This window comes from Maridesulfovibrio sp. FT414, assembly GCF_050916235.1.
Lineage (GTDB): Bacteria > Desulfobacterota > Desulfovibrionia > Desulfovibrionales > Desulfovibrionaceae > Maridesulfovibrio.
Window position 1 is genome coordinate 186,648 of the sequence record NZ_CP104854.1, and the last position, 23,626, is coordinate 210,273.

Genomic DNA, 23,626 nt, shown 5'->3' on the forward strand with positions numbered 1-23,626 from the left:
GAAAGTGACTAAAACAGCATTCGCAGATGTGTCTTCTTACAAACTAAATAACTTCTATCAGAAAAAGAACTGATCAGGAACAGCAAACTGGCCGAAATATAAATTACTTTTCCAGATTACTGAGACTACCGCCAACGATCAGGCAACGTCTATGCTCTCGGAATCCTCCTCATCTTCAGTTGCACCTCGTGCAATGCCCGGCAGTTCCACATAGCAAATAATTGAATAAAACATCTGCCCAAGACCGAATCTGGTAATGTAGCTGTTACTGGCAAAGTTCATAAGACAGACCGAAAGGAAAAAGGCAAGGAAAACGAAGCGCACCCTCCCCTCCAGTGCCAGGATCTTACGGAAAATACAAAACTGAAATGCAAGAAAAAGTAAAAGGCCGACAACACCGGTCTGCATCATTACATCAAGAAAGTCGTTATGGCTGTTCAACATTTCACCCACAACATCCGATTTTTTCTTGGTGTGTGACCATGTATTACCGACACCGACACCGGCCAGAATGCCGTCGATGGGCTGCATCGAAAATTCGGTAATATTATGCTTCCAGATGTACGGACGGCCGGACCCGAAATTCTCTGCGGACTCCTTTCCGCTTGCGGAGTCAATCATGTCGTAAAAAATCGTGTAAAGCATACCTGCCAGCAGGACCACTATAAAACACATTACCCCGGTAAGAATGATCAGCAGCCTCTTGTTCACACGGAAAAGATAGTAATAAATAAAGACGATCAAACCAAGCAGGCAGGTACGAACATAACTTTTCCACAAGCAATAGAAGGCAAAAATACTTAGCATGGAAACCATAACCAAAAACAACCGCTGCTTTGGAAGAGGCGTCAGTCCCTTGTCCTCGGCACACAGGACATAATAGATGCCCAAGAGCATGCAGAACAAAGCCATGCAGTGTCCAAGGTCATGACAGTTAACGTATACACCTTTAAAGCGGGCAAGGTTGTTCCAGAAAAGTACCGTATACAGACTCTTGCCTTGAACAATAAGGATAGTACTGCATATAATCGGCACAGAATATCCGACCAGCATAATCTTTACAAGGCGTGCGTATTGCCTTGTATCACGTATGACGTTCTTCAGAACAAAATACGTAACAAAAGGAAGTACAAACTTGGCTGCATCCTTAAAATTTGAACGATCAATATAAAGAGTATAAATAAAGAAAACCCATACTATGAATGAAAAGCTGAAAAAATCCACAATGGATACGTTAAGAGACTTCGCAGTAATAATACGTAAAATAAAAGCAATTATCAGAATTCCTGTTGCAATAATTGCAAAGACCTCGTTGACGTTGAGTCCGAAGACAAGCCAGCCCACATCAATGAACATGATCGGCCGAAAAAAGAAGAACAGTGCTAATAGTGCAGTCATAACTATATCTAATTAATTGTTAATAGCGGATTCAACACACATCTTAAAATAACAATTTGTAATAAACCTTGTAACCTGCGCAGAACTCAGATGCTTTTCGGCATACGAGGCGGCATTCCCGGAAATTTGCTTCCGCTTTGATTCATCACTTAAAATTCTTTCAACTGCCAGTTCTATGGACTCCCCGCTGATCTCATCAAGCAGCAAGGCCGTCTCACCGGGGATTACCACATCCATAATTCCCCCGGCATCTGCCACAATGGGAACCAATCCGGATCCCATGGCCTCAAGCAGGGCGACTGGGCAGCCCTCCCCATACCGGGTCGGCAGCAGGAAAATACATGATTTTTCCAAAACCTCATACTTTTCCCTGCCGCGAATGAATCCGGAGAAAATCACGTTTTTCAGCCCTCTGGATGTCGCGATTTCTTCCAGTCGTGCCCGCTCCGGCCCGTCACCGGCCATGATAAGCGTAAGGCCCTCGTGTCGTGTACTCAGAGAGGTAAAGGCATCCATAATTTCGTAAACGCCCTTCTCCCGGATAATTCTGGAAAGATAAAGAAGAGTCCGGCATTCCTTTGCGGAAGACGGTACCGGCGGCAACTCACTCATATCCACCATGGTGGTTACAATGTGCACCTTATCCGCATCCACGCCGACCCGAACAAGAGAATCCCTGAATGAACCGGCAAGAACAAGTACTGTCCCGGCCCGCTTCATGACCATCCTCAACAGAGAAACCGTAACGGTACGCGCTGCGATTCTATCAAAAAGATCCTGCTCCCACCCGTGGAGAAACACAAGAATCCTGCCGGAATAACCGAACAGGCAGAAAACCGTAAACAACAACAGTTCCTTGAACACGGAGCGCGCATTCAGGGAAGGATTCATGTGGATCACATCAAAACGTTTACGGCAAAGCAGGACAGCAAAATTGAACAGGTCAAGAAACGGCATGGCGTAACGCAGAAATCCGCGTTGCCCCTTGCGTCTGCCGAAAGGCCGGTAACAGGCATGGCTGTGCCCATCAAGTTCGCGAAGGAGCAGCCTGACAGTCTCGGCAACTCCACCCATAAGTTCAAGATCTGGAGCCGTCAGCAGCACCCTCAAGTCATCCCTATCCACTGGAACCCTCCATGAAATTCATTAATTCTGCCTACCTTAAACATCAGCAATGTTCCAGTATTCCATGTAGGATCCATGCGACATTTATTTCAACAAAATGTAACACAACAGAAACAACCGGGGAGAATTAAAGAGTAGTGTCCTTCTCGCACGGCTTTACAGCCACCGTAACAATCAAATTACCAACTAATCCGGAGCATGAGCATCATGTTGCAACTTCTGAAGAAAAAGGCAGAACTGCTCACCTTAAAGGCAAACAAAGCTGATGATTACATGGAAGGCCCAGGAATAGGCAGCCTGATCCAGAACGTTGGTCGACTTAACATTCTGTACTTTGCAATACAGGATTTCCCAACACTTTCCGCCATGTATGGCCCGGAATGGGCCGAACAACTGGAAAATGACATCCGCTCGGCCATAATGAAAGAAGGCGAAACCACACTTCTGCACAATGATTTTCATATATTTTCATTCAATGCAGGAGAATTCTTCCTGCTGGACCCCACTGAATCACGAGACACCGTTCAGCTTCAAGAGCTGGCCTACCAACTGAAAGTAAGCCTTGAAAACAAGGTCAAATCTGAACAGATAATCCGTACCGGCAACAACATCACCATCAACAGCGGGTATTCTTCCTTTCACGCTGTACGCTGTAACGACAAGCTATGGTCAGGGTTCCTTTCATGCATTGGAGAAGCCCGTCTTGAAGCCCAGAAAGCACTGGACATAACAAATCTTGAACTCTCAAATGAGTTCAACGACATCCTCGCAAAACGAGGCCTTTGCTGTCACTATCAGCCCATAGTCAACCTTGCAGATAAAAGCATTCACGGCTGGGAGGCCCTTGCACGCGGCCCCATTAATTCGCCCTTCCGGTCACCGCTGACGCTTTTCGACATGGCCGAGAAACTCGGAAAACTGTTCCAGCTTGAAAAAATGTGCAGGGAAGCAGCCATTGATTCATTCGGTGAACACCGCCCGCATCATAAACTGTTCCTCAATATCCACCCACGGACAATAATGGATCCCAACTTCACTGCGGGTGAAACAAGAAGACTGCTTGACCGATACGGCCTGAAGCCCGGCAACATCGTATTCGAAATAACCGAACGGCATAGCGTCAAAGATTTCAAAACGTTCCGCAAGACTCTGGATCACTACCGTAATCAGGGCTATTTAGTTGCCATTGACGACGCAGGAACCGGATACTCGGGACTTACCTCAATAGCCGAAATCAGGCCCGATTATATAAAGATGGACAAATCCTTCCTGAAGGACATTGAAACGAATCAGGTAAACCGGGCCATAATATCCACTTTCACCGACTTCGCGGAAAAAATAGGCTGCAAGCTGCTGGTCGAAGGGATTGAGACACAGGCGCAAGCCCTGAGCGTGATAGACATGGGTGTTCATCTGGGACAGGGATACTTCCTCGCCATGCCGGAGCGCGAAAAACCGGGTCTGACTGATGAAGCCATGACGCTGAAGATGCCCAGAACTTCCGTGTACGACAACACCGTTTACGGAATACCGGTTAAAAACCTGCTCAGCCGCGTCGAGTCTGTGGAAACCGACACCCCTGTTCCGAGTGTTCAGGATATTTTCGAACAATCTAATTCCATCAGCAGCATTGTCGTAGTCAAAAACAGAATCCCTTGCGGTCTGGTGATGGAATATACCCTGAACAAACATCTTTCAGGGAAATACGGTGTCGCCCTCTATTCCAATAAACCCATCACCTCGGTAATGGACCCGGAACCGCTCATCGTGGACCTTGAAACCACGGTTGAAAAAGTTTCGCAGATGGCAATGGCCCGGAACCGCAAAAAAGCCTACGACGACGTAATCATTACCCGCAAGGGACAGTTGATCGGTACGGTCACCGTGCAAAGACTGCTTGATACCCTTGCATCTGTTCAGGTGGAAATGGCCAAAGGCACCAATCCGCTGACCGGACTCCCGGGCAATCTGGATATTGAAAAGGAAATCGACCGCCGCATGAAGGCATCTGACCGATACAGCATCATTTATGCTGATCTTGATAATTTCAAGGTCTACAACGATACGTACGGATTCAAGAACGGAGACAAGATAATCCTCCAGATCAGCAGGCTGCTCAACTGGGCGACCAAAAAGCACGGCACGGGCAACGACTTCCTCGGGCATATCGGCGGCGATGACTTTGTGATTGTCACGACCCCGAACAAGGCGGAGCGGATCTGCAAAGGTGTCACCCGCTGCTTCAAGCGCCTTGCCAAACAGAACTACAATGCGACAGATGCAGGAAATGGATGGATTGAAGGGAAAGGACGCAATGGATCGACCTCCCGCTTCCCTCTGGTTTCCGTTTCACTGGCAATCCTTGATTGCGAACCGGACCAGACACTCATGCAGATAGGCGAGCAGGCCGCATCCTTAAAAAAATGGGCCAAATCCATTGAAGGAAACTGCTGGGTCAGGGAAAGACGCGGCAGGTAAAGCCCGGAAGCCCCTCAAAGGGCTCCCGAGACAAAAACTACAACATATTGTCTTCGAAAATCTGCCTGATACGGTAGCGCAGATTGGTAAACCTTTTCCCGGCCGTCACATTCCCCAGTCCGATATGGAACGCCCTTTTGCTGCCGATCAGCACGGCCAGCTTCCGGGCACGGGTGAGTCCCGTGTAAAGAAGGTTGCGCTGCAGCAACAGGAAATGCTGTGAAACAATGGGCATGACCACCGCGGGATACTCACTGCCCTGCGATTTATGCACGCTGACTGCATACGCAAGGGTCAGTTCGTCCAGTTCGGAAAGTTCATAGTGAACAATGTTTCCGTCGAATTCACAGGTGAGTTCATTCTCTTCGGTATCCACGTACATGACCCTTCCAAGGTCCCCGTTGAAGACTTCCTTCTCATAGTTGTTCTTCAACTGCAAAACACGGTCTCCCACACGATATTCAACAAAACCGCGCTTGAGTCCCTTGCCTGTCGGCGGATTGAGACGGGCCTGAAGGAGTTCGTTCAGCTTCATGGTTCCCACATCACCCTTATGCATGGGGGTAAGGACCTGAATGTCGGTCATGGGATCAAGTCCGTAACGTTGCGGAATGCGCTCGCAGACAGTCTGGGCGATGAGTTCCTGCACTTTCTCAGGTGATTCCTGCGGTATCCAGAAGAAATCCGCTTCCGGGGCATCTGCCGGATGTCCTAAGGGAAACAGCCCGTCATTGATACGGTGGGCGTTGACTACGATGTAGCTTTCCTGCGCCTGCCTGAAAATATGACTGAGCACGGCACTTGGAACCTGCCCGCTCTGCAAGAGATCCGATAGAACGTTGCCCGGTCCTACTGACGGGAGCTGATTCACATCGCCCACAAAGATAACCCGGCAGGTCAGGGGTACGGCCCTGAGAACCGCCAGACATAACTGTGTGTCGAGCATGGAAGCTTCATCCACGACCAGCACATCGGCTTTGAGCTTCTGGTCCTCGTTGAAATAGAATCCGCCGCTGTCCGGGGTGTACTGCAGCATGCGGTGTATGGTGGACGCCTGCCGCCCAGTAGCCTCGGAAAGACGCTTGGCCGCGCGCCCGGTGGGAGCTGCAAGCTTTACCTTCAATCCGAGCTCACGCAGGGTCATGACCACCGCCCGGGTTATGGTGGTCTTTCCTGTTCCCGGTCCGCCGGTAATAATAAAAACCTTGTTTACACAGGCTTCGAATACAGCCTCGCGCTGCTCTTCAGACAATTCAAAACCAAGTTCGGCCTCGACTTCCGGCAGAGCTTTCTCCACCTTTTCCCGGCTGACCGGTGACGGGTGACTGATAAGGCCATGCAGCCTTTTGCAGATCTCGCTCTCAAAGCGGTAAAAATGCATCAGGAACACGGCTTCGTCGATATCCTGTTCCGGCAGGTTCTCAACCCGCACACGCTTGCGTTCCTCAAGGGAATTGATCCCTTCATTGATCAGTTCAATATCTACCCCGCCGAGCATCTTGGCCACTTCCTCGACCAGCTTATCCCTGGGGCTGAACATATGGCCACCCCGCTCGCTCACCGAGAACAGGGAATAGATAATCGCCGCCTCTATACGCTGCGAGGAATCGTGGGCAAAACCGAGCTTGAGAGCCATTGAATCAGCAGTCTTGAAACCGATGCCCCTTATCTCATAAGCCAGTTCATAAGGGTTCTCGCTTATGCGGCTGACCGACTGGGCTCCGTAGAGATTAAAAATCTTGGCGGCATAAGTCGGCGGCACATCATGGGTATGCAGAAACAGAATAAGATTCTTGATTTCGCGCTGGGACTGCCAGGACTCGACAATGGCATCAAGCTTCTTCTTGGAAATTCCCTTTATTTTAAGCAGTTTTTCCGGCTCGTCATCAAGGATATCAAGTACGTCCACGCCGAATTCCTTGACCATTTCCGTGGCAATGGATTCGCCGATCCCCTTGATTGATGAAGATTTCAGAAACCGGATAACCCCGGCCTCGGTTGCAGGACGAATGCGTTCATAGAATTCGGCCTCAAACTGGCGGCCGAACTTGGCATGCTGCTTCCACTTGCCATGAAATTCTGCGGATTCACCGGGTGTTAGCGGGCCGAGCACCCCTACAACTGTAATCTGCGAAGCCTCGTCTTTGGAAGAAACACGGGCCACGATATACCCGTTTTCCTCGTTATGATAAACAACCGTACGAACTTCGCCTGTAAGAGTATCCGACATTAATTTGTTCCTGATGGAGTATGCTGCTTGAAACCACAACGCCCATCCGGGCTGTGGAGCTTAAGAGTTGCTACAGGTGCTGGGAGATGCCTCCGGCGGTCCTGCCGGGGCTGATTTAGATGCGCTTTGCGCTTTAGACGATCTGATTCGCCTCCGGCGGCCAAAGGAGCAAGCCCCTTTGGAATCCCTATTAGTTACAGTCAATTAACTTAAAACTTCCGCACGAATATTATGTTTTGCGGAGCTAAGGCAATAACCATATTTGCAAAAGGGTTTAAGAATCCCAAAGCACTTCTACTTACAGTTTCTGGCGATATTCCAGAGACTGCCTGAGTGTTTCCTTATCGGTATATTTCACTTCAGAACCAATCGGAATTCCCTGTGCAAGGCGACTTAATTCAATCCCCGGAAAACGGGTTTCAATCATATTCTTGATGTAGGAAGCCGTTGCCTCTGCATCTACAGTAGCGCCGAGAGCAAGGATAAGCTCCTTCACCTCACCTGTTCCGAGCCGTTCTTCGAGCTTGGCAAATTCAAGGTGCTGCGGATTAACCCCATCCAGAGGAGAAAGGAGTCCGCCGAGAACGAGGTAGTATCCCTTGTACAGCCCCATCTCTTCAATGGCCAGCAGCGAATCCCACTCCGAAACAAGGCAAAGCTTGTCACGCTCACGTCCGGGATCAGAACAGATCTTACACGGACAGGTATCGGTGATACTCGCGCACTGCTCACAGATACAAAGCTTTTCACGCAGATCAATCACGCTCTGCCCTATGCCCGTTACTTTCTCTTTGGGCATCTTCAACATGGTCAGAGCAATCCGCAGGGCGGACTTGGGTCCGAGTCCCGGCAGTTTAGCCAGTTCCTGCGCCACAACCCGCAACGGTTCAGGTAAATTATCCATAAAATGCCTTCGGCAACGCTGCCGGGGTCATAAAATCATTATGCTACTTCGTTAAGACAACCATATATCTACAAAAAAGAGATTCAGCTTTGTGCCTATTTACGCATAGCAACACAAGCTGAACAGATAAATATCATCTCAAATCGCTGGGAAAACGTTCATTAATCCCAACTTCAAATCCCGCCGTCATGTCGAAATCAGGGATTATGGGGTCAACGTCTGCGAATGGGCAACCCAGTGCTCCGCTCCCCAGCCGTTGACCCACTCAAAAATTAGAACATGCCGGGAATTTTCATTCCGCCGGTGATCTGGGACATTTCGGATTCCATCATTGCCTTGGCCTTCTTGTTGGCATCATTGACTGCGGCAAGAATCAGATCCTGAATCATTTCCACGTCGCCGGCCTCGACGATTGTGGGATCAATCTTGATTTCCAGAACTTCGGAAGATCCGTTGACTTTTACGTTAACCATTCCGCCACCAGCGGAGCTTTCCACTTCGCGGTTCTTGAGGTCTTCCTGCAGAGCGGTCATTTTGCGCTGCATAACCTGAGCCTGACGAACGAGATCATTCATACCTTTCATTATATTACTCCTTTGGGATATTTGACTGTTTTATAAAAAAGCTAACCGCAGGAACCTACACATCCTTACGGGGTTCTACCGAGATAATGCTCGCAGAGAAGGAGTCAATCACCCTTTTTACATCGGGATGCGACTCAACCTCATCACGCAATTGCTGCCTGCTCTTGCGTTTGCCTTTTGCACTGACCGTAACCTCAACTTCGGTCTGCGGTCCGAAATACTCACGCGCAAGGCGGGTTAGTGTAACCCGGGCCTCTTTGTCGTTTATCTGGCTTTCATGGAAAGGGTTGGCGCAGGTCAGAACAAGTCTGTCATTAACCATTTCTCCTTTGCATTTGCCAAGACCGGAGACGGAAGCGTTGGCCCCGCTCTCTTCAACGTAGCCGAGAAAACCATTGAAACTACGCGGACCGGATGGAGCCTGCGGAGCTGAAGCCGGCATAAACTCGCTTCGTGCAGGTTCAGGTGTTACCGGCTGGTCTACGACCTCATCAAAACAACCGTCATCTGCGTACTCGACAGGCTGGGGAATTTCCGACTCGGGAACAGGTGGTTGAAAATTATTATCGTAGTGCGGCGCAGCCGCGTCAGGCAGGGAGGAATCGTCTGATCCCTGTTCTGCTGCAGCGCGGTTGCCTGCAGGACGCCCCGGTTCAGTTCTTCCCATAGGCCGTCCGTTTCCACCCGGCATCGTTCCGCCGGTCATCTGCGGCTGCGGCATGGACTGTGGAGCCCTGCTCTGAGGCGAAGGTGACTGTCCTCCTGACTGCCAGGGAGGAGTGCTGCCGGAAGGAACTCCCGGACCGGGTGTACCGAGACCTGAAGGTCCAGCTCCGGTCGGTCCGCTCTGGGACGCAGGCCGCGGAGCATGCTGCGGAGCTGCAGAAGCTAGTGCACCTGCCCGTTCAACAGAAATAAGGTCGGAAAGGCTGGCCATATTCAGCAGCAGAAGCTCAAGAGCCATTGCCGGTTCAAGGCTGGTCATTACCTTGCGCTGTCCGTCAACTGTCATCTGCCAGCAGGCATGGATAAATGAGCGGTCAAAGGTACGAGCCCAGTTCATGAACTCCCCGGCCTCATCGGAGGACAGGCACAGCAGGGGCACCGCCCTCTCCCCGGACTGATTGAGCAGAAACATGTTGCGCCAGCAGTTACCGAGTTCACGGATGAAGAACCCCAGATCCAGACCGCGCCCAAGCACCTGCTGCACGGTTTCGCCTACGGAGACAAGGTCACGGGTGTGGATAGCCTGCATGAGGGAGAAAAACACGTCACGCCCGGCGAGTCCGAGGATGGAACGCACATCTTCCTCAAGCAGCTTTTCGCTGCCCAACGCAAGCACCTGCCCGAGCAGGGACATGGAATCACGCACGCTACCGGCTCCGCGCTTGGCTATGAGGTCCACCGCACCGGCTTCGTATTCAATCCCTTCCTTATCCAGGACATTGGCAAGGTGGGCAATAAGCTCATCCTGAGAAAGCATCTTGAATGCATAATGCTGGCAGCGGCTGATGATGGTGGCCGGGAACTTGTGGGTCTCCGTCGTCGCCATGATGAACGTTGCATGCGGCGGCGGTTCCTCAAGGGTCTTGAGAAGTGCGTTGAAGGCCTGCACAGTAAGCATGTGCGCTTCGTCGATGATGAAGACCTTGTAGCGGAACTCAATGGGCGCGTAGCCGATGTCTTCCTTGAGCCGCCTCGCATCGTCAACCTTACCGTGGGATGCGGCGTCGATCTCAACCACGTCGACACCGACCCCGGCAGTAATCTGACGGCAGTTGTCGCACTGGTTGCAGGGCTCGGCGGTAGGAGCGTTCTTGCAGTTAAGGGCCTTCGCAAAAATACGGGCAATGGTGGTCTTGCCAACTCCCCTTGTGCCGCTGAAAAGGTATGCCGGGGCAACCTTGTCCTGAGCAGCCGCACGGGACAAAATGGTTTTGACGGCTTCCTGTCCTGCAACTTCTCCGAAGGTCTGCGGACGATATTTTGCTGTCAGATTCGATGTACTCATTATTCAGGCAAGTCCATTAGCCCCGAAGCACGCCACCGGAATATCCGGCAGTCCTGCGGGGCTCAGATGTGATGCGCATGGGCTTTCGGTAAAAGCTCCCGCACGCCCTCCAAGAGCCGGGGAAACATTCAACAAGCTTTGCGACTATTACTTCAAAAACACGTAAGCTATAAAAAAACCAAAACCCACGCAAAGAAAATCGTGGGAAAAAAACTAAACCGGCCAGCCCCAAAATACCCTGACCCTTTCAGGGACGGGCTGAGGAGGGGACAACCGTTCAAGTCATCCCCTTCCGCAGCTGCCGGGTAAAAACTAAATCTCGTAGTAATCGAGCCAGCCCTTGTACTTCTCATTACCGCCCTTGACAGCGTTGAAGTACTCTTTCTGCAGCAGGGTGCCGACAGGACCGCGCTTGCCTGCGCCGATAACACGGTTATCGACCTCACAAATAGGGGTCACTTCGGCTGCTGTTCCGCTGAAAAAGGCTTCATCTGCAATGTAGAGTTCATCACGGGTGAAGAGCTGCTCAACAACTTCATAACCGAGATCGCGGGCAACTGTCATCAGGCTGTTGCGGGTGATGCCGGGCAATACGGAAGTGAGCGGAGTCGTCTTGATTACATTGTCTTTTACAATGAAAATATTCTCACCGGTGGCTTCGGATACGAAACCGGCAGTATCGAGCATAAGGGCTTCGTCATATCCGTCCTTAACAGCCTCAACCTTGGCGAGCACGGAGTTGACGTAGTTACCGCAGCACTTGGACTTGGTCATCATCACGTTAACGTGGTGGCGGTTGAAGGAAGAAGTCTTTACACGGATACCTTTCTCAAGAGCCTCTTCGCCAAGATAAGCACCCCACGGCCAGGTGGCAATGCACACGCGGATAGGGTTTTTGCCGGGATGAACACCCATTGCTCCGTCACCGATGAAAACCAGCGGACGGATGTAACCTTCCTTAAGGCCGTTCACCTTCAGGGTTTCAAGAATGGCGTCATGAATCTGTTCGACAGTGAAAGGAATGGTAAGACCGAGAATCTTTGCGGAATCAAACAGTCTGACAACATGTTCACGGAGTCTGAAAACTGCTGATTTTCCATCCACAGTTGCATATGCCCTGATGCCTTCAAACACCCCTGCCCCGTAGTGCAGAGTATGGGTAAGCACGTGGACCTGTGCGTCATCCCAATTAACCAATTCACCATCAAACCAGATTTTTTCTGCTTTCTGAACCATTATGTCCCCCTAATTTTCTTCATAAATATAGTAAGCGTCTTCTAAGAAACGCCGTTTGAGAACGACAGAATGAATGAAGCTAAAAAAAAGAGGGTCTGAGGTCAAGAAGGAACAAAAATAACAATTTCATGAAATGCGGAAAAAGTGGAAACAACCGAAAGAATCATCAAGGATAGAGTCAGGCGGAAGAATCTCTGTCTCCCTCCGCCTGTATATGACATTCATCACTGGCATGAAAATCAGCTAACAACTTACAACCGAATTTTCCGAATCTCCATAAGGTGTCGCTTCGGTGCGATCAGGGGAATCATCGTTAAACCAGATGTTGTCCCCAGCCAGATAGCGGAACTGATACTCACGTCCTGCTTCAAGGTCTACGGTAACGGTATAGTTACCGTTTTTAAGCTTTTTCATGGGCAGAGAATTTTCATCCCAGTTGTTGAAATCGCCTACCAGAAAGATGGCTTCGCCATTCTCCACCTGAGTTTTATCCACATCAAACTTGACCTTGCAAACGGGTTTGCTTTTGAGAAATTTTTTGGAAATAGCCACCGGATCCTCCTGATAGGTTTAATAAACGACTGAACGTCAGTGATAAAAATTTTTATGTTTATAATTAATCCCGTTTTTTTTTTAATGTCAACAATCACCTAAAAAAATACATATAACCGTCACCGAAACAATCCGACCTTATATTCAGACTTTCGCCCAAGACGCACCTTCTATTTCCTGATAAGCAAACTGAAAGCGGAATTTTATTCGCAAAACACAACAGCAACCGTTTTTTATACGCATAGCCACCGTTATATCCAGATAAATAATAGTTTTGACAGCGGAAGTCGCCACGGTTACAAATAACCTCCAATTTATTTATTTTTTAGGAGTAACGACCATGGACAAGTTTCCAAGAGTTCACCGGCTGCCCCCCTACGTGTTTGCCAAAGTGAACGAACTGAAAATGCAAATGCGCCACGAAGGCGCAGACATCATAGATCTGGGTATGGGAAACCCGGATCTGCCAACTCCGCAACACATTGTGGATAAACTGGTGGAGGCGTCGCAGAAGCCCGCCAACCATCGGTACAGCGCGTCCAGAGGAATCAAGGGACTGCGCAGGGAAATGGCGCTCTGGTACAAAAGAAGATTTGGCGTCGAACTGGATTATGATCAGGAAGTGGTCGTTACCATGGGCGCCAAAGAGGGGCTGGCGCACCTGGCGTTGGTTATGCTTTCACCCGGGGACGTTGTTTTCGCACCGGACCCGTCATACCCGATTCACCCTTATGCAAGTATCATTGCCGGGGCGGACGTAAGACGCGTACCTATCGGAGCAGACAGGGATTTCTTCGAAGACCTTGAGCTGGCAATGCGCCAGACCTGGCCGCGTCCCAAACTGCTTATCATCAACTACCCGCACAACCCGACCGGGCTGACTGCGGAGATTCCGTTCTTTGAAAAGATCGTCGACTTTGCAAAGGATAACGACCTGCTCGTAATCCACGACCTTGCCTACGCCGACTTCACTTTCGACGGATACGAAGCACCGAGCTTCCTGCAGGCCAGAGGAGCAAAGGACGTTGGAGTTGAATTCTTCTCCCTGTCCAAAAGCTACTCCATGCCCGGATGGCGCGTAGGCTTCTGCTGTGGTAACCGCGAAATGGTTCAGGCCCTGACACGCATCAAAAGTTATCTGGACTACGGGCTCTTTCAGCCCATCCAGATTGCTGCCTGCCACGCCCTTTCCGGTCCACAGGACTGCGTCCGTGAAATCATGGATATCTATCAGGACCGTCGTGATGCACTCTGCGAAGGATTGCAGCGCATCGGCTGGGATGTGACACCGCCGAAAGCCACACAGTTCCTGTGGGCTCCCATACCTGAACAATTCAAAAAAATGGGCTCGGTGGAATTCTCCAAGCTGCTGCTGAAAGAATGCAAGGTGGCTGTTGCACCTGGCCTCGGATTCGGCACCTACGGAGATGACCATGTCCGCATGGCTCTGGTAGAGAACAGGCAGAGGATCAATCAGGCCATCCGCGGCATGAAAGACCTTTTTGCCAAAGGGTAGAAGATAATTATTCAAATTTCTGACAGGCTGCGGTATAACCCGGCCTGTCGGTTTTTTTGATACAAGTAAATAAAAACAGGATGGCGTCCATTCGTGACTCCATCGATTCCCGTGCTTTCCAACCGTCCAAAAGAGGTTTAGATGCAGACTGTAAAGCTTGCCATTGCCGGATTCGGCACAGTCGGAACCGGACTTGCCCGGATTCTTGAAGAAAACGAAGAGATAATCTTCGCCCGCTGCGGAAAAAAATTCGTACTTAGTTCCGTACTTGTCCGCGATGTGAACAAGAAAAGAGACTACCTGCCCGGCCCTGATGTTAAATTCACCGCCGATGCAGACGAATTCACGTCCAATCCCGATGTCGATATCGTAGTGGAACTCATGGGCGGAATTACCGTGGCCAAGGATATAGTCACAAAAGCCCTTGAGGCAGGCAAGCACGTTGTCACCGCCAACAAGCACCTTCTTGCTGTTCACGGAATTGAACTTTTCGAAATTGCCAGCAGGAACAAAGTCGGCCTGTACTACGAATCCAGCGTAGCAGGCGGTATTCCCATAATCCAGTCCATCAAGGAGTCGCTGGCCGGCAACCGCATTAAATCCATTGTCGGAATACTTAACGGAACCGCCAACTACATCCTTTCCGAAATGTCCACCAACGGTCTGGAATTCGATACGGCCCTTGAACAGGCCAAAGAACTCGGCTACGCCGAGGCCGACCCGACTTTCGACATCGAAGGGATCGACACTGCGCATAAAGTCTGCGTGCTGACCCGTATTGCCTACGGCAAGGATTATCCGCTGGACGAACTCCCGGTCAAAGGCATTACCGAAGTTGAAGGACAGGACATCCGTTTCGCCCGCGAATTCGGTTACCGGATCAAGCTCATCGGGCAGGTTCGTGATGTGGGCGGCAAGCTTGAGGCTGGAGTATTCCCGGCACTGGTCAAATACACTCTGCTTCTGGCAAGGGTTGGCGGCAACTACAACGCCATCAGGGTTGAAGGCAACGCAGTGGGCCCGGCATTCTTCCACGGTCAGGGAGCTGGGTCGCTGCCCACCGGAAGCGCAGTGCTGGCAGACATCATGGCGCTGGCCAAGACATCCACACCGGACAACACAGGATTCTGCAACGCTCCCATTAAAAAAGCGGATATCCTCGCACCGGACCTTGCAACTTCCGAATACTATTTCCGATTCACCGTACAGGATAAGGCCGGGGTCATGGCCGCTCTGGCAAAATGCCTTGCCGAGCACAATATTTCCATTGCCCAGGCTGTACAGAAGGACAATCCTGACGAGCGGGACATCCCTGTGGTGTTCACCACCCACAAGGCCAGCACCAAGGATGTAAAGGCGGCTCTTGCTGAGATTGACAAGATGCCTTTCATTACCCGCAAGACTGTTTCCATGCGTATTTTAAAGGGATAACATTCAAAATGAAGCTTCTTTTCCTTATTGCAGACGGCATGGGCGGTTGGCCCATTGAAGAACTGGGAAACAAGACCACCCTTGAAGCGGCCAATACTCCGAATATGGATATGCTCGCTTCAAAAGGGCTTGTAGGGACCTGTCGTACCGTACCCAAAGGCATGCCGCCGGGCTCCGATGTAGCCAACATGTCTCTTCTCGGATTTGATCCTGCAGCCTATCACACAGGACGCGGCCCCATTGAGGCCGCAGCGCAGGGACTCAAACTTGATCCCGACGATCTGGTCTGGCGCATGAATCTGGTCAACATTTCAGGTTTCGAAGAAAACGGAACCATGTACGACTATTCATCCGGCCATATTTCCACAGAACAGTCCGTACCACTGGTGGAAAAGCTTCAGGCTGAACTGGGAAACGAGGAGTTCACTTTCTATCCCGGCATCCAGTACCGGCACCTGCTGGTCCACAAGGGCGGTGCCAGAGAAATGGAGAGAGACCTCAATATCCGCCCTCCGCACGACATTACCGATAAACCCATTGCCGACGATGTACGTGAATTCGCAAAAAGCCCACGCATGGAGAAACTCATTCTCGATGCCGAAAAAGTCCTTGCCGGCAACGGAACCAAAGCAGCATCCATCTGGCCATGGGGGCAGGGCCGCCCGCTGATACTGCCACCCTTCGAAGATAAATTCGGAATGAAAGGTGCGGTAATTTCCGCTGTAGACCTGATCAAGGGACTCGGCAATGCTTCCGGAATGGAAGTAATCAACGTGGAAGGTGCAACCGGTCTTGTAGACACCAACTACGAGGGCAAGGTCGAAGCGGCGATCAAATTTCTTGAGCACGGCGATTTCGTGTACGTTCACCTTGAAGGACCGGATGAATCCGGCCATATGGGAAGCGTAGAAGACAAGATCAAATCGATCGAACGATTTGATTCACGAATTGTAGCCCCGCTCCTTGAGAAATATCCTCTCGATCAGGCCTGTTATGTAGTTACCTGCGACCACTACACCCCCATTGAAATACGTACCCACGACGAAACACCGGTCCCATTCCTGATGACCTCCCCCCGCTGCATCGCATCCGGAGTTAAGGAATTCAATGAGAAGACCGCAGACCTGGCCGGAATCATAATTCCCGAAGGGCATGATTTTATGCAATGGGTTCTCGACAAGATCAGATAATCATGAGCAACAATGAATTCCCGACACCGCACTCGTGGCTGACTCACAGCGTATCCTACGGTGAAACCGACGCCATGGGTGTGGTATATTACGCTGAATACCTGCACTTTTTTGAGCGGTCCCGTTCGCTTTTCATCCGCGAACGGGGCATGAGCTACGCCGAGGTCGAAGCACGCGGCATATTCCTGCCCGTGCGCGAGGCTTCATGCCGCTACCGCCTTCCAGCCCAATATGATGACCAATTGAACATTCAGGTTGGGATAAGTGAATGGAAACGGGCTTCTATCAAATTCATATACAATATCTTCAAGGATGACCGCTCTACTCTCGTAGCAACCGGTTTTACCGAGCACGCATGCGTCAACAAAGACGGACGTCCGGTAAGAGTTCCGGATTGGCTGCGGGAGATATTCTGATTTCACAGGATAAAAACTGGTGTAGCTAAAGCCCCTTAGCGAAAACAAAGGCCACACACAATTCCGTTGCAAACTCGCCCGATCCCCTGATGAGTTTTTTTGCGCTTTCCGGGACAGGTCAAGTCCTGTTGCATACCAACGCATCCCAGCATGCCTTCTTTGCCTTAAGAGACAGCTATATCAGGAACTGAAATTCGGAAGCAGATACAAACTTTCGATCCCGGCAATGTGCGCGGGACCACGTTATATCATTAATCGCAACAACATATACTTGCAGTATGATACATGCAGGGATTAACAACGCCCTGAAAAGATAAGACCGGACGGTTATATCTCATCCTGCTGCCGAGAACAGAGAGCTTAAAAAATGTATTACGACGTACATACACACGCTTTCCACCCTAAAATAGCTGAAAAGGTGGTGGAACAGCTTCACGGACATTATGGAATCAGCGCAGTTGGCACGGGCCTTACCGATGACCTTCTTGAACGGGCCAGCCGGGCAGGATTGGACCGGGTGGTCATCCACACTGCTGCTACGGAACCGGATCAGGTAATACCTGCCAACAACTGGTCCATAGAACTGGCGAAGTCCGATGAAAGGATCATTACGTTCGGTACCATGCACCCAGACTATGCCGATCCTGAAAAGGAATTTGCCAGACTTGAAAGAAACGGAATAAAGGGCCTAAAATTCCATCCCGACTTTCAGGGATTCTTCATGGACGAAAAAAGATTCTACCGCATTCTTGAAATGGTACAGGGACGTTTCGTGGTCATGTTCCATGTTGGAGATAAACTTCCGCCTGAGAAGAATCCTTCCTGCCCTATAAAGTTACGCAAAATTCTGGAAAACTTCCCTGATCTGACCTGCATAGCAGCCCACATGGGCGGATACTGCCACTGGCAGTGGGCATCGGAAGAACTGGCTGGATTCAACGTATACATGGACACCTCCAGCGCCATTCCCTTCATGGATAGGCTGGTACTCAGGGAAATCGTAAACAAACATCCCAGGGAGAGAATCCTGTTCGGCAGCGACTATCCTCTCTTTGACCCGGGTCAAACCATGAAGGACTTTCAGCAGGCATTGAATCTCAAGGATTCAGAGATGGAGATCCACTTATCCGCAGCGGAAAATCTATTTGCGGAACTCAATTAGTAGACACGTAACAATAATCCGCACAGTGCTATCTGCGTTGTGCGGATTATTGTTGCCTCATCAGACTTTTTTTGCTGCATATTTACCCATAAAATATACCACTATGTGGTGAAACGGCCTGATCAGATTGAAATACAGAGGCCCTGTCCAGTGACGGTAATGAACGATGGTAAATATGTAAAACCGCGCATTCCCATTCATCTCTGGCTCCGCAACAACACCAATACACCCACTAAGATGCCGATCTGTAGCTTCGCCTATCCAGTATTTCTCAGGCTTGAAATCCACTGAAGTAAAGAAATCCACCCGACCTCCGGCATTGAAATCGTACTCTGAAACATCTGAATTACCTTTGAACAATTCATCGTGCTTGAGCCCAAACAAATCGGCAACGACACCTCGAATACGGTAAAGCAGCGTCAGCCAGTACGGCTGGTAAGTCATCAACCGTATCAGGAAGTCGTGCATGGAATTCCTGCTTGTAAAGGCCTTCACATCCACATAGCCAGCGTTTTCAAGAAGTGCGGAAATGGACTCCACTGATTCCAGAATCCTGATTGAATCTGTCATGGATTCATCCTCCCCAGCTCAACGGCCTCAACCCTCATTACTTCGAATTCACGCACCATGCCCATTTCCTTCCAAAGCAGTGCATGGCCCTTGAAGAATCGATACAGATGCACTCTGTCCATCCACCTGTCGATTTCTACCTGTGTCGCCTTGCGCCTTTCCCCGGATCGGCAGATAAGCCTTAAAGCAGGAGATACCAGAAACTTTCCCTGTAACAATGATCTAATCCAGAATCCAACCCTGGAATTCACTGCCATCATGCACATAAGTTAATCACGTTCAAGGTTTGCGCGCATTTTTTCAGGGAACTTTTCAAAATAGTATCCGCGATTCTCTCCAGTAAAAGTAACTGAGCCAATAGGAGAAACACGCGGCATTCCATCTGAGTCCACTGTTGCAACCGATACGTGCTTCACCTCGGAGAACAGTTTCTCTACCTCTTTCCACGTAACTTCAGCCTGCATTTTGATTCCTCCATTATTTACGTTCTGGAATCCCGTACAACTCATTCTGCACCAGACGAATCAGGTCATCACGTTCCTGCCCGCTAATCGCCGGAACCACCATCCTCGTCCCCACAAACAGGGAGTAGCTTATTCTGGACAGCAGCCTGGCCCGGTCAGGATCACCGCAAACCTCTTCAAATATGGAAGTAAGATAATCCATGCGGATACCGTCAACACGTTCAAGAAACTCCCGTGGAAGCGGGTCACGCAACGCCCATGCCCTGATACTTGTCTCACTGCCAGCAGGAAGGGAATTGGATGCCTCTACTATCATCCTGAACCTCTCGGCGGCATCATTCCCCCTGTCGGCTATCTCCATGCGCGCAAGCGTACAGACCTGAACCCAGTGCTCAAGCATGCGCTTCAGGTAATCATCCCTGCTCCTGAAGTGATGATAAAATGAACCTTTTGTTACCCCCAGCTGTTTGCATAGAGCATCAATGGTCAGATACTGGATACTGTCAGTCTCGAGTATACGGATACCGGCATCTAACAACTCCTCCATGGAGTTACTTCTTTTCCTGCTTCCCTTTTCATTTAGCATGGTCATACATCCTCCAAGTCAACATACCATACCGTATGGTATGTTTGTAACAGTATTCACAATTTCAGGTCAACATAAAAAAAGAGAGCCGCCTGCAAAATGCAAACGGCTCGTTCATACAACCTCGAAAACTTGGAAGAATTCTTAGTTGTGTGCTCTTTCCTGCTTGGGGTGACAAGCGTTGTTAGCACAAGGGGCAGTAGCAATGTCGGTCTTGCCTTCCTTGTTCATCTTCACGTGGCAACCACGACAGCTTGCATCGCTGGACAGGGTGTGGAATGCCTTGAAGTAAGACTTGGGCTTAGCCTTGTGCTTGATGTCATCGTGACAGCCGGGAGCAGCACAACCTTTGATCTGGGACTTGCCATCCCAGGTATGGTGACACTTAACACAGTTTACATCCTGGTGATCAAAGTGTGAAAACTTTACCTGAGCAAAGCGGACTTTGTTCAGGGGCTCAGGACGCTGGAATTCGAGATTGATGGGAAACCTAACAACCAGTTCTTCCTTAACAACTTCAGACTTGTTATTGGAAATGCTAGCAATCTCCTCACTCAGATTGCTGGTGGTGGTTGCGTAAATAATTACGAGAACGGCAAACACAACTGCCATTCCTACATACAGAAAATTCGTCTTCATTCTATTCCTCCTCATGAAAGTCGTAACTTCCTACTCAAAATCCGCGATTATTTCAATAAAAATACGTAGATGTATATGCTATGCAACTAAACTTCCCAGCATTTTGGCTGACTATAAAACGGATATTGAGAAAAATTTCACACGAATCACTTCTATGTAATAATATAACTGATACACATACTCTGAAAGCAAAACTGAATATCAACTTGATTATTAACTGCTCAAGCACGCAAAACTATATAACTTAGGACCAGAAAAGATTTATATTACACAAAATTTACTTCATATCAAAGAAGTTCAACATGATATTTTCATATCCGGAAAGCAATAAAAACTTTTCATTTTTTCTTTACCCGTCACAATTCGCCTTCTCACAGTGCCATGAGAATGACTTAAATGAGAAATATTGCCCCGGTTTTTCGCAAACCCGGTCGTAAACTGCGCTCAGTTTATTATAAATCAAACAATTCAGAAATGTTAACAAATGAAAAAAAGCCCCAGTATTCTATCAATGCCGGGGCCCGTCTTATATTTCAGATCAGACATAAAAAAGACGCGTAAAGTCGTCTATTCGCGCACCCCAGCCATCAGCAGACCGATGCTGTCAACTTTTGCCTTATCGGTTACCGGGAACTCATCCATGATCTGCCCACAGTACATTACGGCCACACGGTCAGCAAGCTGCAAAGCCTCACCCAGATCACCGGTTACGAGAAGTATTCCTGCCATTTTGCGTGCTTCAAGAAGCCGTTTCCAGACTTCTTCGGTTGCGGAGATGTCGAGTCCCTGCGTGGGCTGCTCAGCAACTATGAGGTGAGGCTGGCGATAAAGCTCGCGTGCGAGGACCATCTTCTGGAGGTTACCCCCGGAAAGCTGCCACGCAAGGGCATGAATCCGGCCAGGACGGACATCATAATCATGTACCAGTTCTTCCGCCTTTTTGGCGGCCTTGTCCCGCTGCAGGAACGGTCCGGAGGAAAAGCCCTGCCGTGTTGTCAGGAGCAGGTTGTCCACCAGATCAAGGTTGCGGGCGGTAGCCAGATCAAGACGATCTTCGGGAATATAGGACATAGAGTTGTTCCAGGTCATTTCTGCAAAAAATTTGCGCCACGGCTTGCCCATGATGAAAATCTTATCCTTAGGCGGCCTGCGTAGCCCGCAGACACCTTCAACCAGCTCCTGCTGACCGTTACCGGCAACTCCGACGATGGCAACAACTTCCCCCTTACGCACATCCAGACTGATGTCGCGCAGGCCTATGCCGGTCATGTTCCGAACTTCAAGTACCTTTTCGCCTAGTTCGACCTCTTCCTTGTCCACCTCAAGAAGAATTTCCTTACCGACCATACGGCAGGCCAGATCAGCCTTGGAAACAATCTTGTCGCGAGGAACCTCGGCATCAATGTTACCGCGGCGCAGAATAGCCACTTCGTCAGCAATTGCCATAACTTCTTCAAGCTTATGGCTGATGAAAACCACTGATTTACCCTGACGGGTCATCGCCCACAGGGCCTCAAAAAGACGGAAAGCTTCACGTGGTGTAAGAACCGCTGTCGGTTCATCGAAAATGAGCACCCTGCTCTCGCGGTAAAGCAGCTTGAGAATCTCAACTCGCTGCTTTTCTCCCATGGAAAGGTCGCCGACCTTGGCCGCAGGATCAATCTCCAGTTCATAGTCTGAGGCCAGCTTGCGGACCCGCTCTTCCATCTCCTTTGGATTGACGAAAAATCCGCCCTCCTGACCGAGCAGGACGTTCTGGGCAACAGTCATGGTATCCACCAGCATGAAGTGCTGGTAAACCATGCCGATTCCCGCATGGATGGCATCCTTGGAGTTGGAAAAATCAACACGTTGCCCATCGACCTCAATGTGCCCTTCATCTGGACGGAAACGACCGGCCAACATGGACATGAGGGTACTTTTACCGGCTCCGTTCTCTCCAAGCAGAGCCTTAATGCGCCCGGGATAGAGATCAAGAAAAATCTGGTTGTTGGCAACGACCTTACCGAAACGTTTGGTAATGCCCTTCAGAGAAATAATCGGGGAACAGCCTTCGAACCCGGTGGCTTTCTGGCACTCGGGACGGGTGAAATCAGTTTGGGAACTCATATTGACCACCTATCCTTCGGGCTCAATGTTTACGCCAAGATGTGCGGGAGCCTCTCCGCTGCGTCCGCGCATGGCGGAAAAGATCAGTACCAGAATTGTAAGGGCGTAAGGCAGCATCAGCAGCAGAGACGACGGGATGTGTGTTCCCACTGCCTGCAGGCGAAGCTGAAAAGCCATAACACCACCGAAAAGATAGGCTCCGAAAACGGCCCGTCCGGGTTTCCAGAAGGCAAAAATAACAAGTGCCACCGCAATCCATCCGCGTCCGCCGGAAAGACCGTTAGCCCATAAATGGGTGTAGGCAAGGGAGAGGTAAGCACCGCCAAGACCAATGAGGAACCCGCCGCCAAGAAGAGCTATCCAGCGAAGACGTATTGCCTTTAAACCTACAGCTGCAGCTGCAGCAGGTTTTTCGCCGACGGCAGAAATTGCAAGGCCGAGACTGGTGCGGTTCATGAAGAACATAAAAAGGAGCGGAATCAGGAAGGACACATAAACGAGTGCGTCCTGCTTGAAAAAAATATCCCCGATGTAGGGAATTGATGAAAGGACAGGAAAGCTGAACTTGTCAAACCCATGGGTGGCAGTGCCGATATAGGGAGTACCCAGAAAGTTGCACAAACCGACGCCGAGTATGGTCAAGGCCAGGCCGGATACGACCTGGTTTCCAAGGCAGGTGATGCAGACAATTCCGTGCAGGGCTGCCATCATGGTTCCGGCAATCCCTCCGGCAATAAAACCGAGCCAGGGGTTCCCGGTGGTCAGCGTAACAAAAAAAGCCGCAAAGGCCGCCATACTCATCATCCCCTCGACACCGAGGTTGAGCACCCCGCCCTTCTCAGTGAGGATTTCACCAAGAGTTGCATAAAGTATGGGCGTCCCGGACTGAACAGTGGCAGCCAGCAGGGGAACAATAAAACTTTCCAACATCACATCACCCTAAAAAAGCGGATGGATACGAGCCATCCATATTAGTAAGTGCAGACTTATCAAGTCCCTCATCCCCCGGGCGGGAAGACGCAGGA

Annotated in this window: 21 protein-coding genes; 6 read left to right on the forward strand and 15 right to left on the reverse strand. The window is 50.0% G+C overall.

What is annotated here, in order from left to right:
- Positions 1-138: 138 nt before the first annotated feature.
- Together N7E73_RS00855 and N7E73_RS00860 are read right to left on the reverse strand one after the other, a co-directional pair.
- Positions 139-1,398: an O-antigen ligase family protein gene (locus N7E73_RS00855; protein ID WP_432736828.1), complete on the reverse strand. Its 1,260-nt coding sequence runs from the start codon at positions 1,396-1,398 to the stop codon at positions 139-141.
- Positions 1,399-1,410: 12 nt separating this feature from the next.
- A complete protein-coding gene (locus N7E73_RS00860; RefSeq protein WP_432736830.1) occupies positions 1,411-2,523 on the reverse strand; it encodes a glycosyltransferase family 4 protein in 1,113 nt (370 codons plus the stop codon).
- Between the two features lie 207 nt (positions 2,524-2,730).
- Between N7E73_RS00860 and N7E73_RS00865 the strand changes: the two genes are divergently transcribed.
- Positions 2,731-5,001 carry a GGDEF domain-containing protein gene (locus N7E73_RS00865; RefSeq protein ID WP_432736833.1) on the forward strand — a complete coding sequence of 757 codons (2,271 nt, stop codon included), beginning with the start codon at positions 2,731-2,733 and terminating at the stop codon, positions 4,999-5,001.
- 37 nt (positions 5,002-5,038) lie between these two features.
- Here N7E73_RS00865 and recD2 read toward each other — a convergent pair whose 3' ends face one another.
- From recD2 to N7E73_RS00895, 6 genes are all read right to left on the reverse strand, one after another.
- Positions 5,039-7,231: an SF1B family DNA helicase RecD2 gene (recD2, locus tag N7E73_RS00870; protein ID WP_432736835.1), complete on the reverse strand. Its 2,193-nt coding sequence runs from the start codon at positions 7,229-7,231 to the stop codon at positions 5,039-5,041.
- A 298-nt stretch (positions 7,232-7,529) separates the two neighbouring features.
- Positions 7,530-8,135: a recombination mediator RecR gene (gene recR / locus N7E73_RS00875; RefSeq protein ID WP_432736837.1), complete on the reverse strand. Its 606-nt coding sequence runs from the start codon at positions 8,133-8,135 to the stop codon at positions 7,530-7,532.
- A gap of 272 nt (positions 8,136-8,407) precedes the next feature.
- Positions 8,408-8,719, reverse strand: coding sequence for a YbaB/EbfC family nucleoid-associated protein (locus tag N7E73_RS00880; RefSeq protein ID WP_432736840.1), 312 nt, complete (start codon positions 8,717-8,719; stop codon positions 8,408-8,410).
- Positions 8,720-8,774: 55 nt separating this feature from the next.
- Positions 8,775-10,730 (reverse strand): DNA polymerase III subunit gamma/tau, encoded by a 1,956-nt coding sequence (gene dnaX / locus N7E73_RS00885; protein ID WP_432736842.1) that lies wholly within the window; start codon positions 10,728-10,730, stop codon positions 8,775-8,777.
- Positions 10,731-11,042: 312 nt separating this feature from the next.
- Complete coding sequence (locus N7E73_RS00890; RefSeq protein ID WP_432736843.1) at positions 11,043-11,966, reverse strand: branched-chain amino acid transaminase; 924 nt, start codon at positions 11,964-11,966, stop codon at positions 11,043-11,045.
- Between the two features lie 243 nt (positions 11,967-12,209).
- Positions 12,210-12,518 (reverse strand): isoamylase early set domain-containing protein, encoded by a 309-nt coding sequence (locus N7E73_RS00895; RefSeq protein WP_432736845.1) that lies wholly within the window; start codon positions 12,516-12,518, stop codon positions 12,210-12,212.
- Positions 12,519-12,858: 340 nt separating this feature from the next.
- Here N7E73_RS00895 and N7E73_RS00900 point away from each other — a divergent pair, with 340 nt between their 5' ends.
- From N7E73_RS00900 to N7E73_RS00920, 5 genes are all read left to right on the forward strand, one after another.
- Positions 12,859-14,034, forward strand: coding sequence for an aminotransferase class I/II-fold pyridoxal phosphate-dependent enzyme (locus tag N7E73_RS00900; RefSeq protein ID WP_432736846.1), 1,176 nt, complete (start codon positions 12,859-12,861; stop codon positions 14,032-14,034).
- Between the two features lie 141 nt (positions 14,035-14,175).
- Entirely contained in the window at positions 14,176-15,465 is a 1,290-nt protein-coding gene (locus N7E73_RS00905) for a homoserine dehydrogenase (protein WP_432736848.1), read from the forward strand.
- A gap of 8 nt (positions 15,466-15,473) precedes the next feature.
- The gene (locus N7E73_RS00910) at positions 15,474-16,655 is read left to right on the forward strand and encodes a cofactor-independent phosphoglycerate mutase (RefSeq protein ID WP_432736850.1); all 1,182 of its coding nucleotides are present in this window, start codon (positions 15,474-15,476) and stop codon (positions 16,653-16,655) included.
- Positions 16,656-16,657: 2 nt separating this feature from the next.
- On the forward strand, positions 16,658-17,071 hold the full coding sequence (locus N7E73_RS00915; protein ID WP_432736851.1) for an acyl-CoA thioesterase: 414 nt from the start codon (positions 16,658-16,660) through the stop codon (positions 17,069-17,071).
- Positions 17,072-17,438: 367 nt separating this feature from the next.
- Positions 17,439-18,233 (forward strand): amidohydrolase family protein, encoded by a 795-nt coding sequence (locus N7E73_RS00920; protein WP_432736852.1) that lies wholly within the window; start codon positions 17,439-17,441, stop codon positions 18,231-18,233.
- Positions 18,234-18,293: 60 nt separating this feature from the next.
- Here the strand turns inward: N7E73_RS00920 and N7E73_RS00925 are convergent, their stop codons facing one another.
- The 7 genes from N7E73_RS00925 to N7E73_RS00955 form a co-directional block, all read right to left on the reverse strand.
- On the reverse strand, positions 18,294-18,803 hold the full coding sequence (locus N7E73_RS00925; RefSeq protein WP_432736854.1) for a DUF2867 domain-containing protein: 510 nt from the start codon (positions 18,801-18,803) through the stop codon (positions 18,294-18,296).
- A complete protein-coding gene (locus N7E73_RS00930; protein ID WP_432736855.1) occupies positions 18,800-19,021 on the reverse strand; it encodes a hypothetical protein in 222 nt (73 codons plus the stop codon). The genes N7E73_RS00925 and N7E73_RS00930 overlap by 4 nt, the downstream gene beginning before the upstream one ends.
- Positions 19,022-19,072: 51 nt before the next feature.
- A complete protein-coding gene (locus tag N7E73_RS00935; protein WP_432736857.1) occupies positions 19,073-19,267 on the reverse strand; it encodes a pyridoxamine 5'-phosphate oxidase family protein in 195 nt (64 codons plus the stop codon).
- A 13-nt stretch (positions 19,268-19,280) separates the two neighbouring features.
- The gene (locus N7E73_RS00940) at positions 19,281-19,859 is read right to left on the reverse strand and encodes a TetR/AcrR family transcriptional regulator (RefSeq protein ID WP_432736859.1); all 579 of its coding nucleotides are present in this window, start codon (positions 19,857-19,859) and stop codon (positions 19,281-19,283) included.
- Positions 19,860-19,997: 138 nt separating this feature from the next.
- Positions 19,998-20,492 carry a cytochrome c3 family protein gene (locus N7E73_RS00945; RefSeq protein ID WP_432736860.1) on the reverse strand — a complete coding sequence of 165 codons (495 nt, stop codon included), beginning with the start codon at positions 20,490-20,492 and terminating at the stop codon, positions 19,998-20,000.
- A gap of 567 nt (positions 20,493-21,059) precedes the next feature.
- Positions 21,060-22,601 (reverse strand): ABC transporter ATP-binding protein, encoded by a 1,542-nt coding sequence (locus tag N7E73_RS00950; protein WP_432736861.1) that lies wholly within the window; start codon positions 22,599-22,601, stop codon positions 21,060-21,062.
- Positions 22,602-22,610: 9 nt separating this feature from the next.
- Positions 22,611-23,531 (reverse strand): ABC transporter permease, encoded by a 921-nt coding sequence (locus tag N7E73_RS00955; protein WP_432736862.1) that lies wholly within the window; start codon positions 23,529-23,531, stop codon positions 22,611-22,613.
- Between the last annotated feature and the right edge of the window lie 95 nt (positions 23,532-23,626).

Coding starts and splice junctions, on each gene's coding strand:
- N7E73_RS00855 (WP_432736828.1), bottom strand. CDS start 1,398: ATGACTGCACTATTAGCACTGTTCTTCTTTTTTCGGCCGATCATGTTC.
- N7E73_RS00865 (WP_432736833.1), top strand. CDS start 2,731: ATGTTGCAACTTCTGAAGAAAAAGGCAGAACTGCTCACCTTAAAGGCA.
- recD2 (WP_432736835.1), bottom strand. CDS start 7,231: ATGTCGGATACTCTTACAGGCGAAGTTCGTACGGTTGTTTATCATAAC.
- recR (WP_432736837.1), bottom strand. CDS start 8,135: ATGGATAATTTACCTGAACCGTTGCGGGTTGTGGCGCAGGAACTGGCT.
- N7E73_RS00880 (WP_432736840.1), bottom strand. CDS start 8,719: ATGAAAGGTATGAATGATCTCGTTCGTCAGGCTCAGGTTATGCAGCGC.
- dnaX (WP_432736842.1), bottom strand. CDS start 10,730: ATGAGTACATCGAATCTGACAGCAAAATATCGTCCGCAGACCTTCGGA.
- N7E73_RS00890 (WP_432736843.1), bottom strand. CDS start 11,966: ATGGTTCAGAAAGCAGAAAAAATCTGGTTTGATGGTGAATTGGTTAAT.
- N7E73_RS00900 (WP_432736846.1), top strand. CDS start 12,859: ATGGACAAGTTTCCAAGAGTTCACCGGCTGCCCCCCTACGTGTTTGCC.
- N7E73_RS00905 (WP_432736848.1), top strand. CDS start 14,176: ATGCAGACTGTAAAGCTTGCCATTGCCGGATTCGGCACAGTCGGAACC.
- N7E73_RS00910 (WP_432736850.1), top strand. CDS start 15,474: ATGAAGCTTCTTTTCCTTATTGCAGACGGCATGGGCGGTTGGCCCATT.
- N7E73_RS00915 (WP_432736851.1), top strand. CDS start 16,658: ATGAGCAACAATGAATTCCCGACACCGCACTCGTGGCTGACTCACAGC.
- N7E73_RS00920 (WP_432736852.1), top strand. CDS start 17,439: ATGTATTACGACGTACATACACACGCTTTCCACCCTAAAATAGCTGAA.
- N7E73_RS00925 (WP_432736854.1), bottom strand. CDS start 18,803: ATGACAGATTCAATCAGGATTCTGGAATCAGTGGAGTCCATTTCCGCA.
- N7E73_RS00935 (WP_432736857.1), bottom strand. CDS start 19,267: ATGCAGGCTGAAGTTACGTGGAAAGAGGTAGAGAAACTGTTCTCCGAG.
- N7E73_RS00940 (WP_432736859.1), bottom strand. CDS start 19,859: ATGACCATGCTAAATGAAAAGGGAAGCAGGAAAAGAAGTAACTCCATG.
- N7E73_RS00945 (WP_432736860.1), bottom strand. CDS start 20,492: ATGAAGACGAATTTTCTGTATGTAGGAATGGCAGTTGTGTTTGCCGTT.
- N7E73_RS00950 (WP_432736861.1), bottom strand. CDS start 22,601: ATGAGTTCCCAAACTGATTTCACCCGTCCCGAGTGCCAGAAAGCCACC.
- N7E73_RS00955 (WP_432736862.1), bottom strand. CDS start 23,531: ATGTTGGAAAGTTTTATTGTTCCCCTGCTGGCTGCCACTGTTCAGTCC.